The sequence below is a fragment of the Acinetobacter sp. SwsAc6 genome, from assembly GCF_013391565.1.
GTDB classification, from domain to species: Bacteria; Pseudomonadota; Gammaproteobacteria; order Pseudomonadales; family Moraxellaceae; genus Acinetobacter; species Acinetobacter cumulans.
Genome location: NZ_JACAXE010000007.1, coordinates 149,754 through 165,884, shown reverse-complemented (window position 1 = coordinate 165,884; position 16,131 = coordinate 149,754). Strand labels below are relative to the sequence as shown.

The 16,131-nt window shown below is 40.7% G+C and carries 26 protein-coding genes; 8 read left to right on the top strand and 18 right to left on the bottom strand.

What is annotated here, in order from left to right; translation table 11 throughout:
* Positions 1-12: 12 nt before the first annotated feature.
* The 14 genes from HYG93_RS07580 to HYG93_RS07515 all read right to left on the bottom strand — a co-directional run bounded on the left by HYG93_RS07580 (position 13) and on the right by HYG93_RS07515 (position 10,556).
* A complete protein-coding gene (locus tag HYG93_RS07580; protein ID WP_178962223.1) occupies positions 13-1,341 on the bottom strand; it encodes a phage major capsid protein in 1,329 nt (442 codons plus the stop codon).
* Positions 1,338-1,952, bottom strand: coding sequence for an HK97 family phage prohead protease (locus tag HYG93_RS07575; protein ID WP_178962221.1), 615 nt, complete (start codon positions 1,950-1,952; stop codon positions 1,338-1,340). The genes HYG93_RS07580 and HYG93_RS07575 overlap by 4 nt, the downstream gene beginning before the upstream one ends.
* Before the next feature lie 13 nt (positions 1,953-1,965).
* The gene (locus tag HYG93_RS07570) at positions 1,966-2,148 is read right to left on the bottom strand and encodes a hypothetical protein (RefSeq protein ID WP_178962218.1); all 183 of its coding nucleotides are present in this window, start codon (positions 2,146-2,148) and stop codon (positions 1,966-1,968) included.
* Positions 2,145-3,833 (bottom strand): terminase large subunit, encoded by a 1,689-nt coding sequence (locus HYG93_RS07565; RefSeq protein WP_178962217.1) that lies wholly within the window; start codon positions 3,831-3,833, stop codon positions 2,145-2,147. Before HYG93_RS07565 ends, HYG93_RS07570 begins: the two co-directional genes overlap by 4 nt.
* A 1-nt stretch (position 3,834) precedes the next feature.
* A complete protein-coding gene (locus HYG93_RS07560) occupies positions 3,835-4,338 on the bottom strand; it encodes a terminase small subunit (protein WP_178962215.1) in 504 nt (167 codons plus the stop codon).
* A gap of 79 nt (positions 4,339-4,417) precedes the next feature.
* Positions 4,418-4,639, bottom strand: a complete 222-nt coding sequence (locus tag HYG93_RS07555) for a hypothetical protein (RefSeq protein WP_178962213.1) — start codon at positions 4,637-4,639, stop codon at positions 4,418-4,420.
* Between the two features lie 200 nt (positions 4,640-4,839).
* Positions 4,840-5,274: a hypothetical protein gene (locus HYG93_RS07550; protein ID WP_178962211.1), complete on the bottom strand. Its 435-nt coding sequence runs from the start codon at positions 5,272-5,274 to the stop codon at positions 4,840-4,842.
* Entirely contained in the window at positions 5,274-5,582 is a 309-nt protein-coding gene (locus HYG93_RS07545) for an HNH endonuclease (protein ID WP_178962209.1), read from the bottom strand. Before HYG93_RS07545 ends, HYG93_RS07550 begins: the two co-directional genes overlap by 1 nt.
* A complete protein-coding gene (locus tag HYG93_RS07540) occupies positions 5,582-5,989 on the bottom strand; it encodes an HNH endonuclease signature motif containing protein (RefSeq protein WP_178962207.1) in 408 nt (135 codons plus the stop codon). The genes HYG93_RS07545 and HYG93_RS07540 overlap by 1 nt, the downstream gene beginning before the upstream one ends.
* Positions 5,990-6,135: 146 nt before the next feature.
* Positions 6,136-6,609: a hypothetical protein gene (locus HYG93_RS07535; RefSeq protein ID WP_178962206.1), complete on the bottom strand. Its 474-nt coding sequence runs from the start codon at positions 6,607-6,609 to the stop codon at positions 6,136-6,138.
* 396 nt (positions 6,610-7,005) lie between these two features.
* The gene (locus HYG93_RS07530; RefSeq protein WP_178962204.1) at positions 7,006-8,904 is read right to left on the bottom strand and encodes a DUF5906 domain-containing protein; all 1,899 of its coding nucleotides are present in this window, start codon (positions 8,902-8,904) and stop codon (positions 7,006-7,008) included.
* Positions 8,901-9,809: a primase-helicase zinc-binding domain-containing protein gene (locus HYG93_RS07525; RefSeq protein ID WP_178962202.1), complete on the bottom strand. Its 909-nt coding sequence runs from the start codon at positions 9,807-9,809 to the stop codon at positions 8,901-8,903. The genes HYG93_RS07530 and HYG93_RS07525 overlap by 4 nt, the downstream gene beginning before the upstream one ends.
* The gene (locus tag HYG93_RS07520; protein ID WP_178962200.1) at positions 9,809-10,312 is read right to left on the bottom strand and encodes a phage regulatory CII family protein; all 504 of its coding nucleotides are present in this window, start codon (positions 10,310-10,312) and stop codon (positions 9,809-9,811) included. The genes HYG93_RS07525 and HYG93_RS07520 overlap by 1 nt, the downstream gene beginning before the upstream one ends.
* Positions 10,313-10,325: 13 nt before the next feature.
* Entirely contained in the window at positions 10,326-10,556 is a 231-nt protein-coding gene (locus tag HYG93_RS07515; protein ID WP_178962198.1) for a ribonuclease D, read from the bottom strand.
* A gap of 100 nt (positions 10,557-10,656) precedes the next feature.
* On the opposite strand from HYG93_RS07515, the gene HYG93_RS07510 reads away from it, so the two are divergent.
* The 8 genes from HYG93_RS07510 to HYG93_RS07475 all read left to right on the top strand — a co-directional run bounded on the left by HYG93_RS07510 (position 10,657) and on the right by HYG93_RS07475 (position 13,258).
* Positions 10,657-11,298 (top strand): LexA family transcriptional regulator, encoded by a 642-nt coding sequence (locus HYG93_RS07510; protein ID WP_178962196.1) that lies wholly within the window; start codon positions 10,657-10,659, stop codon positions 11,296-11,298.
* 106 nt (positions 11,299-11,404) lie between these two features.
* A complete protein-coding gene (locus tag HYG93_RS07505) occupies positions 11,405-11,722 on the top strand; it encodes a hypothetical protein (protein ID WP_178962194.1) in 318 nt (105 codons plus the stop codon).
* Positions 11,719-12,120, top strand: a complete 402-nt coding sequence (locus HYG93_RS07500) for a hypothetical protein (RefSeq protein ID WP_178962192.1) — start codon at positions 11,719-11,721, stop codon at positions 12,118-12,120. The genes HYG93_RS07505 and HYG93_RS07500 overlap by 4 nt, the downstream gene beginning before the upstream one ends.
* Positions 12,117-12,404: a hypothetical protein gene (locus HYG93_RS07495; protein WP_178962190.1), complete on the top strand. Its 288-nt coding sequence runs from the start codon at positions 12,117-12,119 to the stop codon at positions 12,402-12,404. The genes HYG93_RS07500 and HYG93_RS07495 overlap by 4 nt, the downstream gene beginning before the upstream one ends.
* Positions 12,404-12,553, top strand: coding sequence for a hypothetical protein (locus tag HYG93_RS07490; RefSeq protein WP_171262570.1), 150 nt, complete (start codon positions 12,404-12,406; stop codon positions 12,551-12,553). The genes HYG93_RS07495 and HYG93_RS07490 overlap by 1 nt, the downstream gene beginning before the upstream one ends.
* A gap of 3 nt (positions 12,554-12,556) precedes the next feature.
* Positions 12,557-12,745: a hypothetical protein gene (locus HYG93_RS07485; protein WP_178962188.1), complete on the top strand. Its 189-nt coding sequence runs from the start codon at positions 12,557-12,559 to the stop codon at positions 12,743-12,745.
* Complete coding sequence (locus tag HYG93_RS07480) at positions 12,745-12,984, top strand: hypothetical protein (RefSeq protein WP_178962186.1); 240 nt, start codon at positions 12,745-12,747, stop codon at positions 12,982-12,984. Before HYG93_RS07485 ends, HYG93_RS07480 begins: the two co-directional genes overlap by 1 nt.
* The gene (locus HYG93_RS07475; protein ID WP_178962184.1) at positions 12,977-13,258 is read left to right on the top strand and encodes a DNA-binding protein; all 282 of its coding nucleotides are present in this window, start codon (positions 12,977-12,979) and stop codon (positions 13,256-13,258) included. Before HYG93_RS07480 ends, HYG93_RS07475 begins: the two co-directional genes overlap by 8 nt.
* A 30-nt stretch (positions 13,259-13,288) precedes the next feature.
* Here HYG93_RS07475 and HYG93_RS07470 read toward each other — a convergent pair whose 3' ends face one another.
* The 4 genes from HYG93_RS07470 to HYG93_RS07455 all read right to left on the bottom strand — a co-directional run bounded on the left by HYG93_RS07470 (position 13,289) and on the right by HYG93_RS07455 (position 16,108).
* Positions 13,289-14,308, bottom strand: coding sequence for a site-specific integrase (locus tag HYG93_RS07470; RefSeq protein WP_178962182.1), 1,020 nt, complete (start codon positions 14,306-14,308; stop codon positions 13,289-13,291).
* 344 nt (positions 14,309-14,652) lie between these two features.
* Complete coding sequence (locus HYG93_RS07465) at positions 14,653-15,147, bottom strand: hypothetical protein (protein WP_178962180.1); 495 nt, start codon at positions 15,145-15,147, stop codon at positions 14,653-14,655.
* On the bottom strand, positions 15,144-15,728 hold the full coding sequence (locus tag HYG93_RS07460; RefSeq protein ID WP_121530673.1) for a glycoside hydrolase family 19 protein: 585 nt from the start codon (positions 15,726-15,728) through the stop codon (positions 15,144-15,146). The genes HYG93_RS07465 and HYG93_RS07460 overlap by 4 nt, the downstream gene beginning before the upstream one ends.
* Positions 15,728-16,108 (bottom strand): hypothetical protein, encoded by a 381-nt coding sequence (locus HYG93_RS07455; protein ID WP_042890510.1) that lies wholly within the window; start codon positions 16,106-16,108, stop codon positions 15,728-15,730. Before HYG93_RS07455 ends, HYG93_RS07460 begins: the two co-directional genes overlap by 1 nt.
* Positions 16,109-16,131: the final 23 nt, after the last annotated feature.

The window sequence follows — 16,131 nt, the reverse complement described above, 5'->3', positions numbered from 1 at the left end:
TAGAGTTTAAGTTTATGTAAATTGAATATAACCAGCGGCAATTCCACGTGCTTTCCAGCGAATGAAGCGTTCTCCGCGAATCGCGATTAAATCACTTTGGTATAAACTCACCCATTGTGGCGCAGCATCAGTACCTGTATTGATTGAGGCTTCTGAACTGATTGCAAAATCTACAGCACCATCATCAGCTAGTAAAATTTGTGATGGAATAACCAACACAATCTTATCGGTACAAGCAGCAGAAATTTCAACAGGCAAAGTAAGAAGCTCTTTAGCACCGTTAATATTCATTCCTTCAAAATATTTTTTGCCCAGTGCATCACGCAGCACACTTAACTTAGCAGCACGGGTTTCAGACATCACCCATGTTGCACCTTCCAAAGTTAAGCCAGCATCAGTAGCCTGTTTAATTACCGCTGCCAAATCAGCTTCAATAGCTGCACCTGTTTCGCCAGTACTATCCACAGGGGTCACACCATTTAGAATAGAAGCTGGGCTATCTGTAGCTTCAGCTTTAGCAGGATCAAAGAACTGACCATCAATGAATGCCGCTGTCGATTTAATTAAATCATCAAGTACCAATCCATCGGCCTTCGGATTCGAAAAGCGTACTAACTCTTCCGAAAGTATCACAATCCCCGCCACTTTTGATTTCGTCAAGGTGATACTGCCAAATGTTGGATTAGTCACTGGTTTAGTTTTAGCCTCACCCACCCAGCCAACTGTTGATGTGCCAGTTTGTGATGGAACTTTCACATTAAATGGAACTTGACGCATTTTAGATGCAAGCTTATCTACTGCGGTTTTACCACGCAGCAATTCAATAAACTCACCTGAAAGAACTTGATAATCAACAAGTGATTCACCAAAGGTTGGCTCTGACGTTGTACCAATTAGAGCTTTTTGTGTAACTGCATTTTTTACAATCTCTGGTGCATGCCAAGAGTCCAACACTTGTGACGCAGTCACCGCGCCTTTGCTCAATGCAGCAACAGCCTGTGCTTTAACAGCAATTGCATAACCAATACCTTTTGGTAAGTTGCTTTCAGTTTCAACAATTGGCGGGTTGCCTTGGGTAGAATTCAAACCTTTTTTAGAAGTATCACCTTCAATTGGTGTTGTACCGTCGCCCCAATCAGCTTGTGATTTCTGAATACCTTCAAGACGGTCCAGATTCTTTTGCATCACTGCAATTTCATCCTGAAGACCTTTAATTTCAGCTTCAGTTGCTTCATCCGGCGTAGCGCCATTTGAAATTGATGCACCTGATTTCACAACAATTTGGTCTTGATGTGACTTAATATTTGCCTTTAATTTTACAATCTGTTCAGCAAGTTTCATACGAGTTTTACTCCAAAAGATTTTGATGTTTCAGCCAATTTCACGATCAGGTGTTTTGATTCAGGCTGAGCCGCTGCTGGCGGCACACACGGAACAGATTTCTCTGCAATGGGTGTTTGTTTGTTTTGCTGATATTCAGCTTTAAAAAAGGATTTGACGCTTGTGATTGTTGCTTCCTGATTAGCAGGAATAGTCACAGCAGAAAGCTCAAGCCAATCCCATTCAAAGAAATGCAAACCCCATGAATGCTGAATGTCTGCGACCTTGAGACCACGCAAGCGAATTGAAAGACCGCGTACAAGGCCAGTCCTGATACTGTCCCAGGCTAAAAGAAGACGTTCTTTAAGCTCAGCTGACTTCACCTGTTCAGCCAATACCATCTGAATTGCTACATGAATGCCATCATCTTTGACATCTGCCTGAATTACATTTCCAACAGGTTTCTGATCGTTGTGCTGCCAGAGGAAAGGGATTGGCAACGTAAACTTCGCACCTTGTGGTTCAACAACGTCATCTACACGATCAGTCGCTGGGGTAGTCGCGATGCCGTAAACTATTCCTTTTTCTTCATCAATCGATTTGATTGTTAGCAAGCTATAAGCTTGATTCATGTGTAAAGCACTCCTATTTTGTAATTCGCTTAAAGCCTGCTTGAAGTGCTTCTAACTTTTCACAAGCCAAAAAAAATCGCTCATCAATGTGAGCGATTTCTTTATCTGATTTACCTGTCGTTGTGCAGGCCCCTAAATGGTTTTGAATTTCCAGCTGGTGACGAATTTCCTGTCGAATATTTTGATTTCTTGTCATACAAAAAATACCCCATAACTTTGTGCTGCAGCCTCTGGGTTTGCCGACATCAGTGCAACAGCGTTAAAAGTTGCAATCAACGGATCAATTTTACCTTTGCCTGATTCCTGCTTGCGAATCGTCATTGCATTACCCTGATAAACACCCTTCGCATTGCCAACGCACCAGTTCATCATGCGCTGTCCAGCATGCAGAAACTTTCCTTCAGCAACTTTTCGCTCAGTTGTTTGAACGTAGCTCGAAAGTTGATAACCTTGCGGTACACCAATCAATAACTCAAATGGAATTTCTTCCAACAATCCATCTTGAAGTGAAGGCATACCCAATTTATCCAAACCGATAGCAGCCTTTTCAGGAAACTTGCCTGCATCATAAATACGCTTACATATTTGAGCTGCTTGGCGAACATCATCACCAACGTTCTTTACGATGACCAAATCACCTTCTTTTTCAAAGTCCTTATAAGCTGGAGCATTCTCTTGACGACGTTCTAAAGCAATAGGATGCACCCAAGCACGATTCCAGCAATACCAAAGTGAACGATCATGTTTATCTCGACCAATAATCGACATACCAAACATATCATCAAGGCCGCCACCATCGAACCCAGCAGTACATATTTCACTAAGATCCAAAATAGACTCTACAAAAAGCTTATCTTTGTATGCTGAGAGCATCCAAAAATCTGCACCGGCCCATCGATCTGCACGCTTGTTCATGCCAATTTCGACGTTCAAATATTTCGCTAAGAAAATTTGAACTGAATCATCACCACTTTCCTTTGCCTGCTCATATTTATTCAGCAAATAGCGAATATGCGTAGAACGCCCCAAGTTTGGATTAGTCACATAGAAATAATCTGGGTTCAAATAGCTTTCATCATCAATCATGCTCTGAGGGAATTCATACAGCAGCGGCAAAAATGATGGATTGATAATCTCTCCATCACGCACCTTTCGAGCATAATCTAGTTTCTTCTTAAAAACGCCAGCTGGCGGTTTATCTGATTGGGTAGATAGCCAAATCAAAAAACCTTCGGGAAATGAGGCCATCCCGCCCGTTGCTTCTTCAAGCATAGACTCAGCATTGGCGCGTTCCCCAAAGACCCAAAGTTCATCGACTAAAATAAATGCACCTTTAGCGCCAGCACTTGAACCAGTTTCCGCTGCAACAACCGTTAGAACTGCCTTCGTGTAACGATCCGTTATTGTCCGTGTATGCTCTGAAACGCTAAAACGAGCCTTTAACTCTGGATCTTCACGAATCATATTTTTAATTGGTGTGAAGCTGTTATCTGCAACTTTTTTTGTAGGCGCAAGAATAATAAATTCAGCTGCTTCACGACTATTCAAAATAATCGCTGTCAGCATAATGCCTGCAGCAAGCGTGGATTTAGTATTCTTCTTGCTAATCAGCATGAAAAATTCATTAATAAGCCGTTGTTTCGAGTCTGGATCGTAAGCCCCAAAGATCACGCTTACAAAATCAAAGACCCATTCAGCTGTAACCTCACCAATTGTAGGCTTTGAATCCACATCCACTAAAATAAGTTCTTTGATCACATCAAGAGCCATTTCAGCTTCATCTCTAAATAACGGTTCACATGGGATTAAAGACTGCTTAGATAAAATCCTTTGCTCCCAATCGGGACAAGCCGTCGTCCATGTTGGAAACATCGAACCCATATCAACTCACCCTTTGGTTTTCACGCTGTTTACGTCTTTCGTCAGCTGTGGCGAATTTACTTGTTTTAGCGACTTCGCCAGCAGCCTGCTCACGACCTTCTTTGATACCCATTTCACCCACTTTGCCAAACTCATACGGTAAAGCAGCTTTGGCAGCTTCAATTCGAACCTTACGTTCAAGCCGTGAGTTTTTATAAATGGATCGCAAATACTCTAAAGAGTTTGTTACACTCTCCATCTCTTTCATGTCGGCTTGTATAGCTGCTTCACCTAAAGACATGGATTCAAAAACTGCGCCCGCCCCCTCTCCCCCTGATTTTAAAAGCCCGTCCAGATAGGTAATTACCTCGGGATTTTGCGCCAGCTGGCTGCCTTTCGACCCTGCCGACTTCTCTGAATAGCCCGCTTCGATGGCCGCTTGCTTATTTGACAGTTGCTTTCCAGTAGTCGGATCATTTTTCAGTTTGGCTAGAGCAAATTTTTTCATCTGTTCAGTCAAAGCCATATTTTCACCTTCAATGCTGAATTTTAAAAAAAATTAACCTAAATTTATGATTTTGAATAAAAAGTTTATTTACTTTTGCTCAAATCAGGAATTTTTTTACAAATGAGATTAGGGGGCGGTGTCCGCTGGGACCGAATTTTTTAAAATTTGATACCCCCCACGGGGTTAAATGCGCACCAATATGATGCATGTCATTCATTTTATTAAAATGTTCCACGAAAACTTTAATAAAATTAATCACGATATATGTTCCACGAATTAAAAATCCCTGCCATTCCTGACAGGGATCGACTTTCATCATGTCTTTGTGCTTAACGTTTTATCACCCAACGGCTTGTTCACGGACCAGCTACCGAGCCTTGAGAGCTACCAGCCGGGTTTTTCGTGCATCGGCGTCCACTATCTACCTTCGCCAAGATTGCGGTTTACAGTATTCTCTGTGCCGTCTTTCCGAGCTGTCTACATTGAGACTAGCTAACATGTGTAGCCTCAGTATGTCTTTTAATCTTTAATGCGTTGGAGTCCCAAGGTTGCCAGCTTCTCATCATCTAATTGTTCAAGGCCTACAGACTCATCCAATAACACAACTGGTTTAGCAGCCTGCTTTGAGAACTCTTCAAGATGACCGCGAAACAACTGCGCATCTACCAATGATTCAAAACGAGTATATTCACCGCGAACCACAATCAGCACAGTGTCTGCATTGATCTGTTCAACATCCTTTGCAATGCCAATCGAAAGCAACTCAACATCAATTGGCTGTTGATTTATAAAGCGCGGAGACACATCCAAGTGCAAACCCCAAATCTTTTGATCAATACCACCAGTCAATGTGACTTGCTGAATGCCGCCAATTTTAGAACCATCTTCAAGCACTACCTGAGATCCTATGCAAGATCCGCCATCTGGTATGTGCAACTGAGCAATTTTATTCATTAACGACTCATCCCCTGTTTGCTTTCTTGCTGTGTCTTCTGGTCATGGCATTGCTTGCATAATGACTGCAGGTTGTCCATGTCATCCGTTCCGCCTTGGGCTTTGTTTACAATATGGTCACACTCAAGGTTCATGGATACACGCTGGCACTTGCAGCACGTCCAGTTATCACGTACATGCACTTCACGTTTGATCCGACGCCATGGCCGACCGCCACGACCTTGGCCATAGTTTTCTTGTTTGGCCAAGGTCGGTTGATTACTCTTGAGTGTTGGTAGTGATCCACCCAGCTTTGTTAATCGTGCCATTACTTCACCGTATATAATTTTGCATCTTTAGGTATGGGTTCCTGCACAGTCAGTGGCTTGCCCTCAGTAATCCGCTGGAAGCATGGCTCACACAATGCCTGCCAGTTATCGATGTTCCAGAACTTCACTTGGCTGATAGGCTGATCAATGTGCGCAACCTGATCTGCTGGGCTTGTATAACCACGCTTAGTGCAGTCATAGCAGTATCGATTCGCCAGTAGATAATCTGCACAGGCTTTACGCCATGCTTTGGCCTTATCATCCTTTAGCGGTTTTGCTCTGGCCTTCTCAGCTTTGTCGGCTGATTGCTCATGCTCCTGCCAGTGAGCTGCTCGATTCTTTTTACCCATGTCTGCGTATCCCATAAAAAAACCCGCATGATTGCGACCAGTGCAACATGCGGGCATAAAAAAACTGCATGAACTTTCCGAGGGTAATCATGCAGTTTGTTTAAAGAACCTTTCGGTTCCATGGAGAACTACAGCGCTTTTATCTAGAGTTTTCCATTGTGGTAAAATTTAACCCCATTTTGCTTTTGAGTCAATATCAAAGTTTACTTAGATTTACTTATACAAGTAAAAATCTTTTCTTCGCCAGTAGACAACTCATTTTTTAAATCTTCAAGCACCATATCAATTCGAGCTTTCATATGATTTCTAACTGTTGTATCACTCCAGCCACACAGTGAAGCTCTTGAGCGTTCAGTTGCTTTATAACTTGCAGGCACCAAACAAAACTCTGTCAAAGCAACCAAAACGATAGACGAGTGATAAATTTGATTTACACCAGCATCAGCGAAGTGTTGCTCATATTTCCCAACCAAAATTTCACTGAAGATTTGAACATTGGCTTTTGTATTCGCACCAAAGTATTTTAAGCGGATTAAGTTGTCTTGCAATTTAGTCAGCTTAGCAAAGCTCATTGCAAGCAGAATATCTTGAGCAGTCATTGATGGCTGGCCACCATCAATGCGATCTGCTTCGTAATTGATTGACTTTGGATTGAGTAAACGCATGAATTTTTCCATTAGAAACGTCCCTCAACAATGGTACACATGGAAAAAACTTTAAAAACAAATACTTGGAATGCAATGTTTACCATTGGCGTTTTTTGTGTACCGTTGTATAAAAATGGTACACATACACAAGCCTTATATATCAAGGCTTTTAGAGAAATGTGTACCTTGTGTACCATTAATACAATATCTCTCACGCAAGAGAATTTTTTTAAATCATTTTTGAAATAGAAATTTAAATCATAATTACTGGCTACAAAATTTTCCCGTGTGCGCGTGCGCGCGCAATGGTACACATGGTAAACATTGGACAATAAAGTGTTGTGTGGTAAGGCTTGCAGATGTGTACCATTGGTCATAAATGGTAAACACGATGGTACACATGGTACACATTTAACCCTGTAATTATTATGGGAATGGGTATGGAGCATCATTATTATCACCTTGTAACGTCTTGTCAAATTTTTCGATGTCTGCACCGTACCAATCCATTTTCACAGTTGGTCGCATAATTCCCAGCTTATCCTCTGTCTGCTCAGGCATCACTCCAATAACCACCAATTTACTTTGCTGCTTATTTGCTGGCTGAGATGGTTTTCGCCAATGCTCCTGTTTCTCCGTCGAGATCACACCATATTTTTTAGCTTCACCCATAAATCTTTTTAGACTAACAATATGCTCATTGGTTTTTTTGGACCATTTTTGATAAGCGTCATAGAGCTGGGATACCGTACACGTACAGTAGGGGTAGTCCGTTTCTTCAGCGATCCACTGAACAATAAACGTGTCATAACCTGCCCGTGTATATTCAATAATTTCCCTTTTTGCCTTGGTCATTGGCGGCTTGGTGTGGGCATTAAACCCTGTCAAATCAACTTGTAACAGTGTTGCATAAAATGCTTCTATCACATCGTTATCGTCCAGATCCGCAACAACCTGGTCTAATAATTCCTGCGGTACAATGGACTTGGGATACAGCACCAAGAACCGGCGGTCATTTTCTTCAATTGGCAAAGGCTGTGTATGATTCGATAAAAATACCGTATTCATGTGGTTTGCCTGTTGCATAGATGACAAGAATTTTTGATGAATCGATAGCTTAGATCCAGTGATCAAATGCTTAATAAATCCCATCATGCCGTGCTTGGTCTTATTATTTGCAATTTCTTCAAACAGCAAAAAAAGCACTTCATCAGCCCAGTCGTTATATTGGCTTTCCAGATCTCGCTGGTCGAGGGTCTTATGATACTTTGTATAGATTTTCTCCATAATGCCGCCAAAAAATAGCGATTTACCTGCACCATGAATATTACCGTGCATGAGTATTGACGTGGCCATTTTGGCCCCTTTATGTTGAAGCGGATATGCTAACCATCGAATTAACCAGCCGTATGCCTGCGGCTCCCCAACACACAAATGGCGCAATAACTGGTCAAAACTTTTACATTTTTCATAAGCGTCTTTTCGGTTCATTAACATGTCTGGTGCATCAGCATCTGTTGCCGCAACTACATCAAGTCCCGTAAACCTGTTAATTTGATGAGGTTTGGATGAATTTGTCGGATCAAATACCAAATCAGTATTATGAATCATTCGGCGATGTGGTGATTTAAACCAAATTTCATATTGGTTCGGAAATGCTTCACGAATTGCCACATTTTTAACACGCTCACGATGAAGTGTGTCCCATGATTCAAGTGTCCCTTCCAAATGTACATAGCGTTTAATCAAGTCAGTGATTTCAATTGCTGTCTGACTATCAACCTCTGTTTTTAAGGTATCCTGATCAATCATTTTACGATTGCGATGCGATTGCCAGCGCTCTGCAACTGACTTTCCAACCATTTTTGTAAATGCAACCGCTTTGATGGTTTTTTTACGGAAGGAATCCCATACGTCAGTTTTACCCTCCACCAACATGAAGCGACCTAAACATTTCTCAACTGTAAAATCTGGACGCTCAAAGTCTTCAGATTCCCCATCCCCCTCCTGCGGAGGCCCACCAGAATGATTTTCACGCTCGATTAAGTCCCGCTCTGTATAGGTTTCAAGTTCAAAATCTTCATGACTATGAGTATTTGGCTCATCTTCAGCCAAAAATGCCTGATCCTCTGCTGAAAATCGCCCCAAATCTTGGCCTGCATTTTCAAGGGGGTGCGGGGGAACAACAAAAGCAGAAAATTGAGAAGAAATCCCGCTTTCTATCTGCGATCGCACTTCTGCTAACCCTGAAATCACATGCAGGTCATTAAAATCAGACGGATGAGAATTTGATGGTGGCTGCTCTAACATTTCATCTTGACTCATACGTTCACCGCTTGACTAAATTCGGGGATAATCACAATGCCGCCTGTTGCAGCCACAGCTTTATTCGCAGCTTTTAAGCCTGCATCTGGTGGCGTTGAATGGCTATCATCGTCAGCGCAATACACAAGACGTGCCTGCGGATGCAATATGCGTATTTCTTTACCCACTTTGTCTATATTTCCTGAATTAAACGCCACAACCGTGACATGACCGGTCGCTTCATAAATGCTGGCACCCGTCGCATAGCCTTCTGCTATGCAGATAATCTGATCTTGCTGAGTCACCTGGCCAATCATGTAAAAACATGCGCTGACTCGCCCGCCTGGTAAAAAAGGCTTATAGCCATCCGCATGAATTTCTTGAACATTCCAAATTTTTCCGTCTTTATCAAACAAAGGAACAATCAGATTTCCTTTGCCATTTATGCGACAGCCATGGTTTTGAACCTGCTTGCGTGCCAAGTACAGGCAATCACGATCAGATGATTTATAGGCCCAGATCCGTGCCGCACGTTTGGCTGCAGCTTCTTGTGCTTTACGCTCTTCAAGTTCAGCTGCTTTGGCCTGTGCTTCGGCCTTTTCTTTCCATTTTTTACGGTCTGCATCTGTGACTTTGGTTTCTGCAGATAAGCCCAGTACTGCGCCAACTTCTGTTAAAACTTCTGAATAGTTCATGCTGCGAGACTTTTCAATCAGTGCAAATCCATCACCTGCACCACATTGATTACAGATCCACGTACCTTTTCCCTGTTTGTCGTCACAACGAAAACGGTCTTTACCGCCACAAATCGGACATGGACCATGCATATTTTTTTTAGCTGGTACTGTGATGCCAAATGCTGGGTATACAAGATCTTTCCAACGTCCGAGCGCAGCATCCCGCACTTGATCAAATGTTAGAGCCATTAATTTGTCTCCACATCATTTTCTGCCTTTTGACGGGCTAATTTTTTAAGTTGTGCCACAGCTGCAATCAGACACATTGCATCTTTTTCAATGCTTGCCAATTCAACATCGACTATTCGTCCATCTTTCAATGCATCACTCACAGTTGTGAATAATTCACCTACACGGTTTGAAATTGCACCTATATTGGCCAAAAAGCCCGTGTCATGAATATCAATAACGGCAGGTAATTCGTAAACCACTGCATTACCATGCGCGGCAGCTGCACTTTGCAAAATGCGAATGTCTTTTGTGTAGTTCAAAATTGCTTCGACATGTTCAGGATGCAAATGATATTGCGTATTTTGTATATCAACACATTTGCTGAATACCATTGGATTAAACCCATGAATTTCAGCTATGGCGGCTTTACTTCCATGTCGATCTTTACAAGCACGATATAGCGCAACATCCAAAGGTAAGACAGCATTTTGTGCAGCGAAATTTGATAAAAAATCACTCATATCTAATTTGTCCTTAATTTTGGATATTTTCTAAGACCGCAGATGCAGTTAAATTTTGCTTAGACTTAAGTAAACGTTTTGGAACTCGACCAGCAGCCAATTCTCTGACTTCATATTCACGATACTCTGGTATATCTGCATCATCTCCCCATTGCGCGATTGCAGCCGTAGTCAATTCAAGTTTGTCTGCTAACTGAAAAAGTTTGTTCACACCTAAAAGTGCCATTGCTTCACGACGAGTCATATTTATTCCATAAATCTAAGTTGCCTTAGATTTATTAAACCGAAGTTTTAACTGAGCGTCAATAGCTAAGATGGCTTAGATTTATTTTTTTGGAAAGCTTATGGAAACCCTTGGCTCAAGAATCAAACAATTGAGAAAAAGTAAAAAACTAACTCAAGGAAAGCTTGGCAATCTGGTAGATGTATCCGATGTGACTGTTGGCTACTGGGAACGAGATGTAAACGAACCACAATTTCAAACCTTGATGGCTGTTGCAGAAATATTAGATACGACAGTTAATTTCTTGAAATACGGAATTGAAGACTCTGAACCATCAGTAAGAGATCCACGCCCAGTAGTACGCTTACTGCCTGTTTTAAGTTATGTACAGGCTGGTAACTGGACCAGTATTCGATCTTTGGAAAATTATGAAATCGAACAATGGCTACCTGCTCCACCAAATGCTGGCAAAAATAGTTTTTATATGATCATCCAGGGAACGAGCAACGCCCCTCACTTCAATGACGGCGATTATGTGTGTATCGACCCCGATGTTGATTTTGAATCCGTACAAACAGGCGAAATGATCGTTGCTCAATGTGATGGTGATGCAACATTTAAAGCATTAGTTAGAGATCATAATCGCATGTATCTGCAAGCCCTTAACCCTAATTTTCAACCCAATATCATAGACTTAAAAGAAAATTGTCTTTATAAAGGAAAATACGTAGGAAGATTTGAACCTTCGAAAAAATTTCTATAAAAAACAATTATTAAAAAATATTTCTAAGCAAACTTAGAAATAATAGTTGCCACAAAACCTAAGCTAGGTTAGATTAATTTCAATCTAACTATACTTAGGTTTTTTTATGAAAAATTTAAATCCTCAAAAAAATGATCAATTCGATCAAATCATTGTCAGTCGTCTACTCGCTGATGACTTTGCGCAACCACAAGTCAAAGACTTTGACTTCTACAAAGAACGTGCTGTTTCACAGATTCAGACCGCTATTCACAGCATCTACAAATCAAACAATCAATACGAATTTACAATCGCAATTGCACAAGCAAATGCGTTCATAGACTCAGCCTTAAATCTTGAAATTATTGATTTAGCAGAAAAAGCTAAATGGCTTGATGATGTTGCAAAAGCTATGCGTGTTCAACGTATTGGGGAGTATCCATGAAATTAATACCTACTCCAGCCAGCGTTTTGCCTGAACAACTTGTTATTGATACTTGGCCCCTGTGGCGCAAAGCTTCAAACCCATCAGTTGGACTCACTATTAAGTGTAATAGTCAGCAAGAAGCTGATGATGTCAAAAAGCTACTTGTAGCACTTGATTTCGACTGTTCAGAATTCAAAAGCTACAGTTCAACCTTTTATATTCGTGTAATCAGCGATAGAAAATTTGCCAAGACATACCCTGAGCTTTGGTTTAGCGATCGGGATGTTAATTGCACAATTTCCAACCTACGCAACATGTTAGAACCTGTATTTCAGGACAATTCCCCAGTCTTGGCAAATTCGGATGAAGCAAAGTTCTACGGTCAAGCGCTCATCGCAGAAGGATATGTGCCATGACTCTTGATCAAAACCTACTAACTGGAATAGCCAATATTTCACGGTTATGCATGACGCAATCGGGTACAGATTTTGAAATCAACATGTCTTTGTACCCAACTAAAAATGAACTGAATATTTATGTTTACAAAGGCGGCTATGCGCATGCATGGCGTAATCCCAAAAAACGTATTGAAAAAATTCGTATTGATTTACGTGATCCAAAACTTGCAGCAATGCATATGGTTGAAGCTTTTACTCATATTGAAAATATGGCAAACGGATTTCGTAAGGAGATGAACTAATGAATTTTCATTATGGCCATGTTGCCGTGTTCATTTTTATTGTTTGTCCCGCTGTTTTAGCTGCCTCAATATTTTTCCGCTTGATGATTAATCATGCTGGTGAACTGAAGGCGCAAGCAATGCAACATAAAACTAAAATTGGAGAATAAGACATGCTTCAGTTTACTGATTTGAATCATACAAAGCACACAATCCATTTAGCAAACATGACAAATATGGTCTACCGACTTCAAAACGGCGCTCATATCATCACTTTTCACATGCTTGGAAATCATATCGTACCTGCGACTGTAGACCGTGTAACTGCAGAGCGTTTGATTCAAGAATTGGGAGCTAATTAATGACTCACATTGAAATGCTTCAAAACCCCAACTTCAAACGTAAGCTTGAAAATAAAATAGTTGCGCATATCAATCATGAGTTTTCAAAGGCTGGCCGAGAACTACCATTGCCTAAATTTCGAAATGATATGGTGACTTACGATGATGCTAACGTCATGAAATTAGTGAATCGCATTCGTACAGGTGCAGCACTGCTTGCGCAACTGCTGGATGAAAAGGAGGACGCTAAAAATGCCTGAATTCATCGTTACCATTGAAGCTGAATCAGCACCGCAAATCGTGATAGGTCAGCGTATTTTCGGTGGGATGGTTACTGCATTAAAACTGGAAAAGCGCAAGCTGGTATCTGTCTCTGAACTTGTCGCAAAATATGGCTTGTCCGATGAAACTATTCGCACAAAATGTATTTCAATCAATCAAGGCAGTAATGGCAAACATCTTTATGATCCAGATGCCGCAGATGCAATTTTAAAGAATTCGAAGGTCCGACGTGGACCTAAACGTAAAAACTAATAAAATGCCCGGTTTAAGCCGGGCTTATTTTTACCCATTAAAAGCTGCAACTAGATCATCAGCATTAGGGTTATAGTAAGTATTCACCAGCACATCAATTTTCTTATGGCCAGTAATCTTGGCCAGAACTTCAACCGGCAATTTCCGTACCCGTACCATTCGTGTAATCGCTTCGTGCCGTGTATCGTGAAAGTGCAAATTTGGCAATCCAATGGCTAGTTTTCTTTTTTCCCACATCAAACGGAATGCATTCTCAGATTGAGGAATAATTCTACGACCATCATGCTTAACTAACTGCAACAATGCCTTTGCTTCCTCAGAAAGCGGAACGTTACGTGGCTCTCCATTCTTTGTTTTTGGCAAATGCACATATCCGTCATAAATATCTTTCTTTTCCATTGCCAATATTTCACCGCGACGCATAGCTGTTTCAATAGCAAATAAAAAGCCCCAGGCAACATAGTGCTGCGACAGCACCGGTTCAGTCCCCATCTCATAATCTAAAGCTTTAAGCATCAATTCGATTTCTGATTGATGAATACGACGAGCCCTAGCCTTCGGTTTTTTGGGTTTGGAAATTTGCATCCAAGCATTTTCATCGAGTAAAAATAGTTCTTTTTGAGCAAATGTAAACATCGCGCTGTAGTGGGATATTTCTTTTAAAACTGTATTTTCTCCAACCTCTTTAAGCCGCTTATTGCGCCAATTCGTTAAATCCTTTGGTGTAATGTCATAAATAGATTTTTGAGCCAACGCACCAAATTTTAATTCGAAATTCTTATACTGCCCTTTCATCCAAGCACGTGATGATTTTGATGCATTCAATTGACCAACGTCTGTGTAGTATTTTTCATTCAGATCACGGAACAAGAATTTCGGCTTAAGCTCACCAGTTTCGATTTTTGTTTGGGCTTTAAGTTCTAATAATTTTAGAGCAGCCCACTGCTCACATTCTTTTTCAGTGTCGCGTGTGCAGTAGTATCTTTTTCCCTGATATGAGACAGTGACCGTGTATGTGTCACCCCGTTTTCTTGGTTTTGGCAGCTTCATGTTGTCGCAGATTTGTCGCAAATGGCTAGGAAATATTGCCATTTTTTACCAATTTAGCCAACTATGCCAAGTTCAAAATGCGACAAATAGGCAAAAAAAATGACTTATAAGCATTTGATTTGCTTATAAGTCATTGAAAAATATATGGTAGGTATAAGCAGACTCGAACTGCTGACCTCTACGATGTCAAGGTGGATAACATTTTATAAATATCAATGAATTAAGTAGCATTGACACAAGACCTGACACACTATGATTTTAGTCTATTTTTATCTAAATTCACCTGACACAATGATTATATCGGGTTTTAGCAGAATTTATAGTATCTTGAAACAGCAAAGCCCTCACTTAACTGGCCAACTATCGTATAACCTCATTGCGTCCAGTGAATGTCCATCAGCTTTTTCTGCCAAGCTTCGATATTCAGCTGTGCAACTTTCGAGTAATTCTGAGTTGGCAATGGTGTAGTTAATGATGGTTTGCTTGGGAGCACTGGACAAACGTTTGTTGGCTTCACTGAGTTGCTTTGACAACCCACTAGCAGCCAAGTCAGCACTACGAGCGGCAGCATTCGCATCTTGTATTTTTTTAATTGCATTTTGTTCTACCTCTATAATTTTAGCTGACCATGTTTGCATAATGGTGGCTTTTTCCTCTTGAGCCTGATCAATTGCATCTTGATAAGGCTTAATAGCATCAGCTACTGCTTTAGTTTTAACTTTTTCAGCATTTGCCAATTTTACAGCAAGAGAATTGGCATAAAAAACATAGCCAAAGATAAATATCATTAAGCCTAAAATGATGTATTTGTAAAATTTACCTAACACGGCATCAATCATTTAAACCACCCTTTAATCATAGAAAGTTTATTTTTACGATCATCAAAGCCATTTAAACCGCCATTAATACGACGAGTAATCGTGGTTACATCATCATAATCTGCAAATACATTTAAGTTATTTTCAGACCAGTATTTGCAAGCTACAAGCATTCCAATACTTGGCAGCGCAACAATTGTAGGGTTATTTTCAAAATCAATTCCAAGTTCTTGACCATACTTACGATAATTAGCTCGACCAGTTAACTGGATTGGTCCTCGACCTTTATAACGCACACCGTCGCCTTTGTTTACATTACCTAAGTCTTTTCGACCTTCATAAGCTGCACCTGAAGCAATTTCTTCCATATAGCGAAAATTTCCGCTTTCATGAGCAAGTTGAGCAAAGAAATGACAAAAGCGTAACTGCGTCTTGATTGAATATGTCTCTAAGTGCACATTTGCTGCTAATGCTAATTCAGTAGCTCGTGCAGGATTAGCACCAAGTTTTTGAAATACAGCTGTTAAAGTATTACGCCCAAGAATTCCATCAGCTTTCACGCCAACGGCTTTTTGAAGTTGTGTAATATCAAGAGTATTCATCAATTTTTCCCACCTTTACCATTACTAAGTATTGAAATAAAGGCAGCTTTGACCTCACTAATAACTTCAGATAAGGGCTTACCCTGCATCAGTGCAATGGACTGATAAAGAATGCCAATCCCTAATAATCCAAAAACTGCAAACATAAGCATCACAAAGCCTTGAGCCATGTGAGAATATTTTGATAATTCGTAATATTCAATAAATGCTGAACCGCCATAAAGGCTGACTGAAACGCTGAATAAAAACTTGCCTATAACACCCAAAGAAACTTGAATTTTTCCGTTTTTATCAATGTCACCACTTAATACTAGGGCAAGAATAGCCCCCACTACGGCAGGCACAACTTTGATGATCCATGGAATTGTGTTTTCTTGCATAACTTGCCCCGAAATAAAACCCT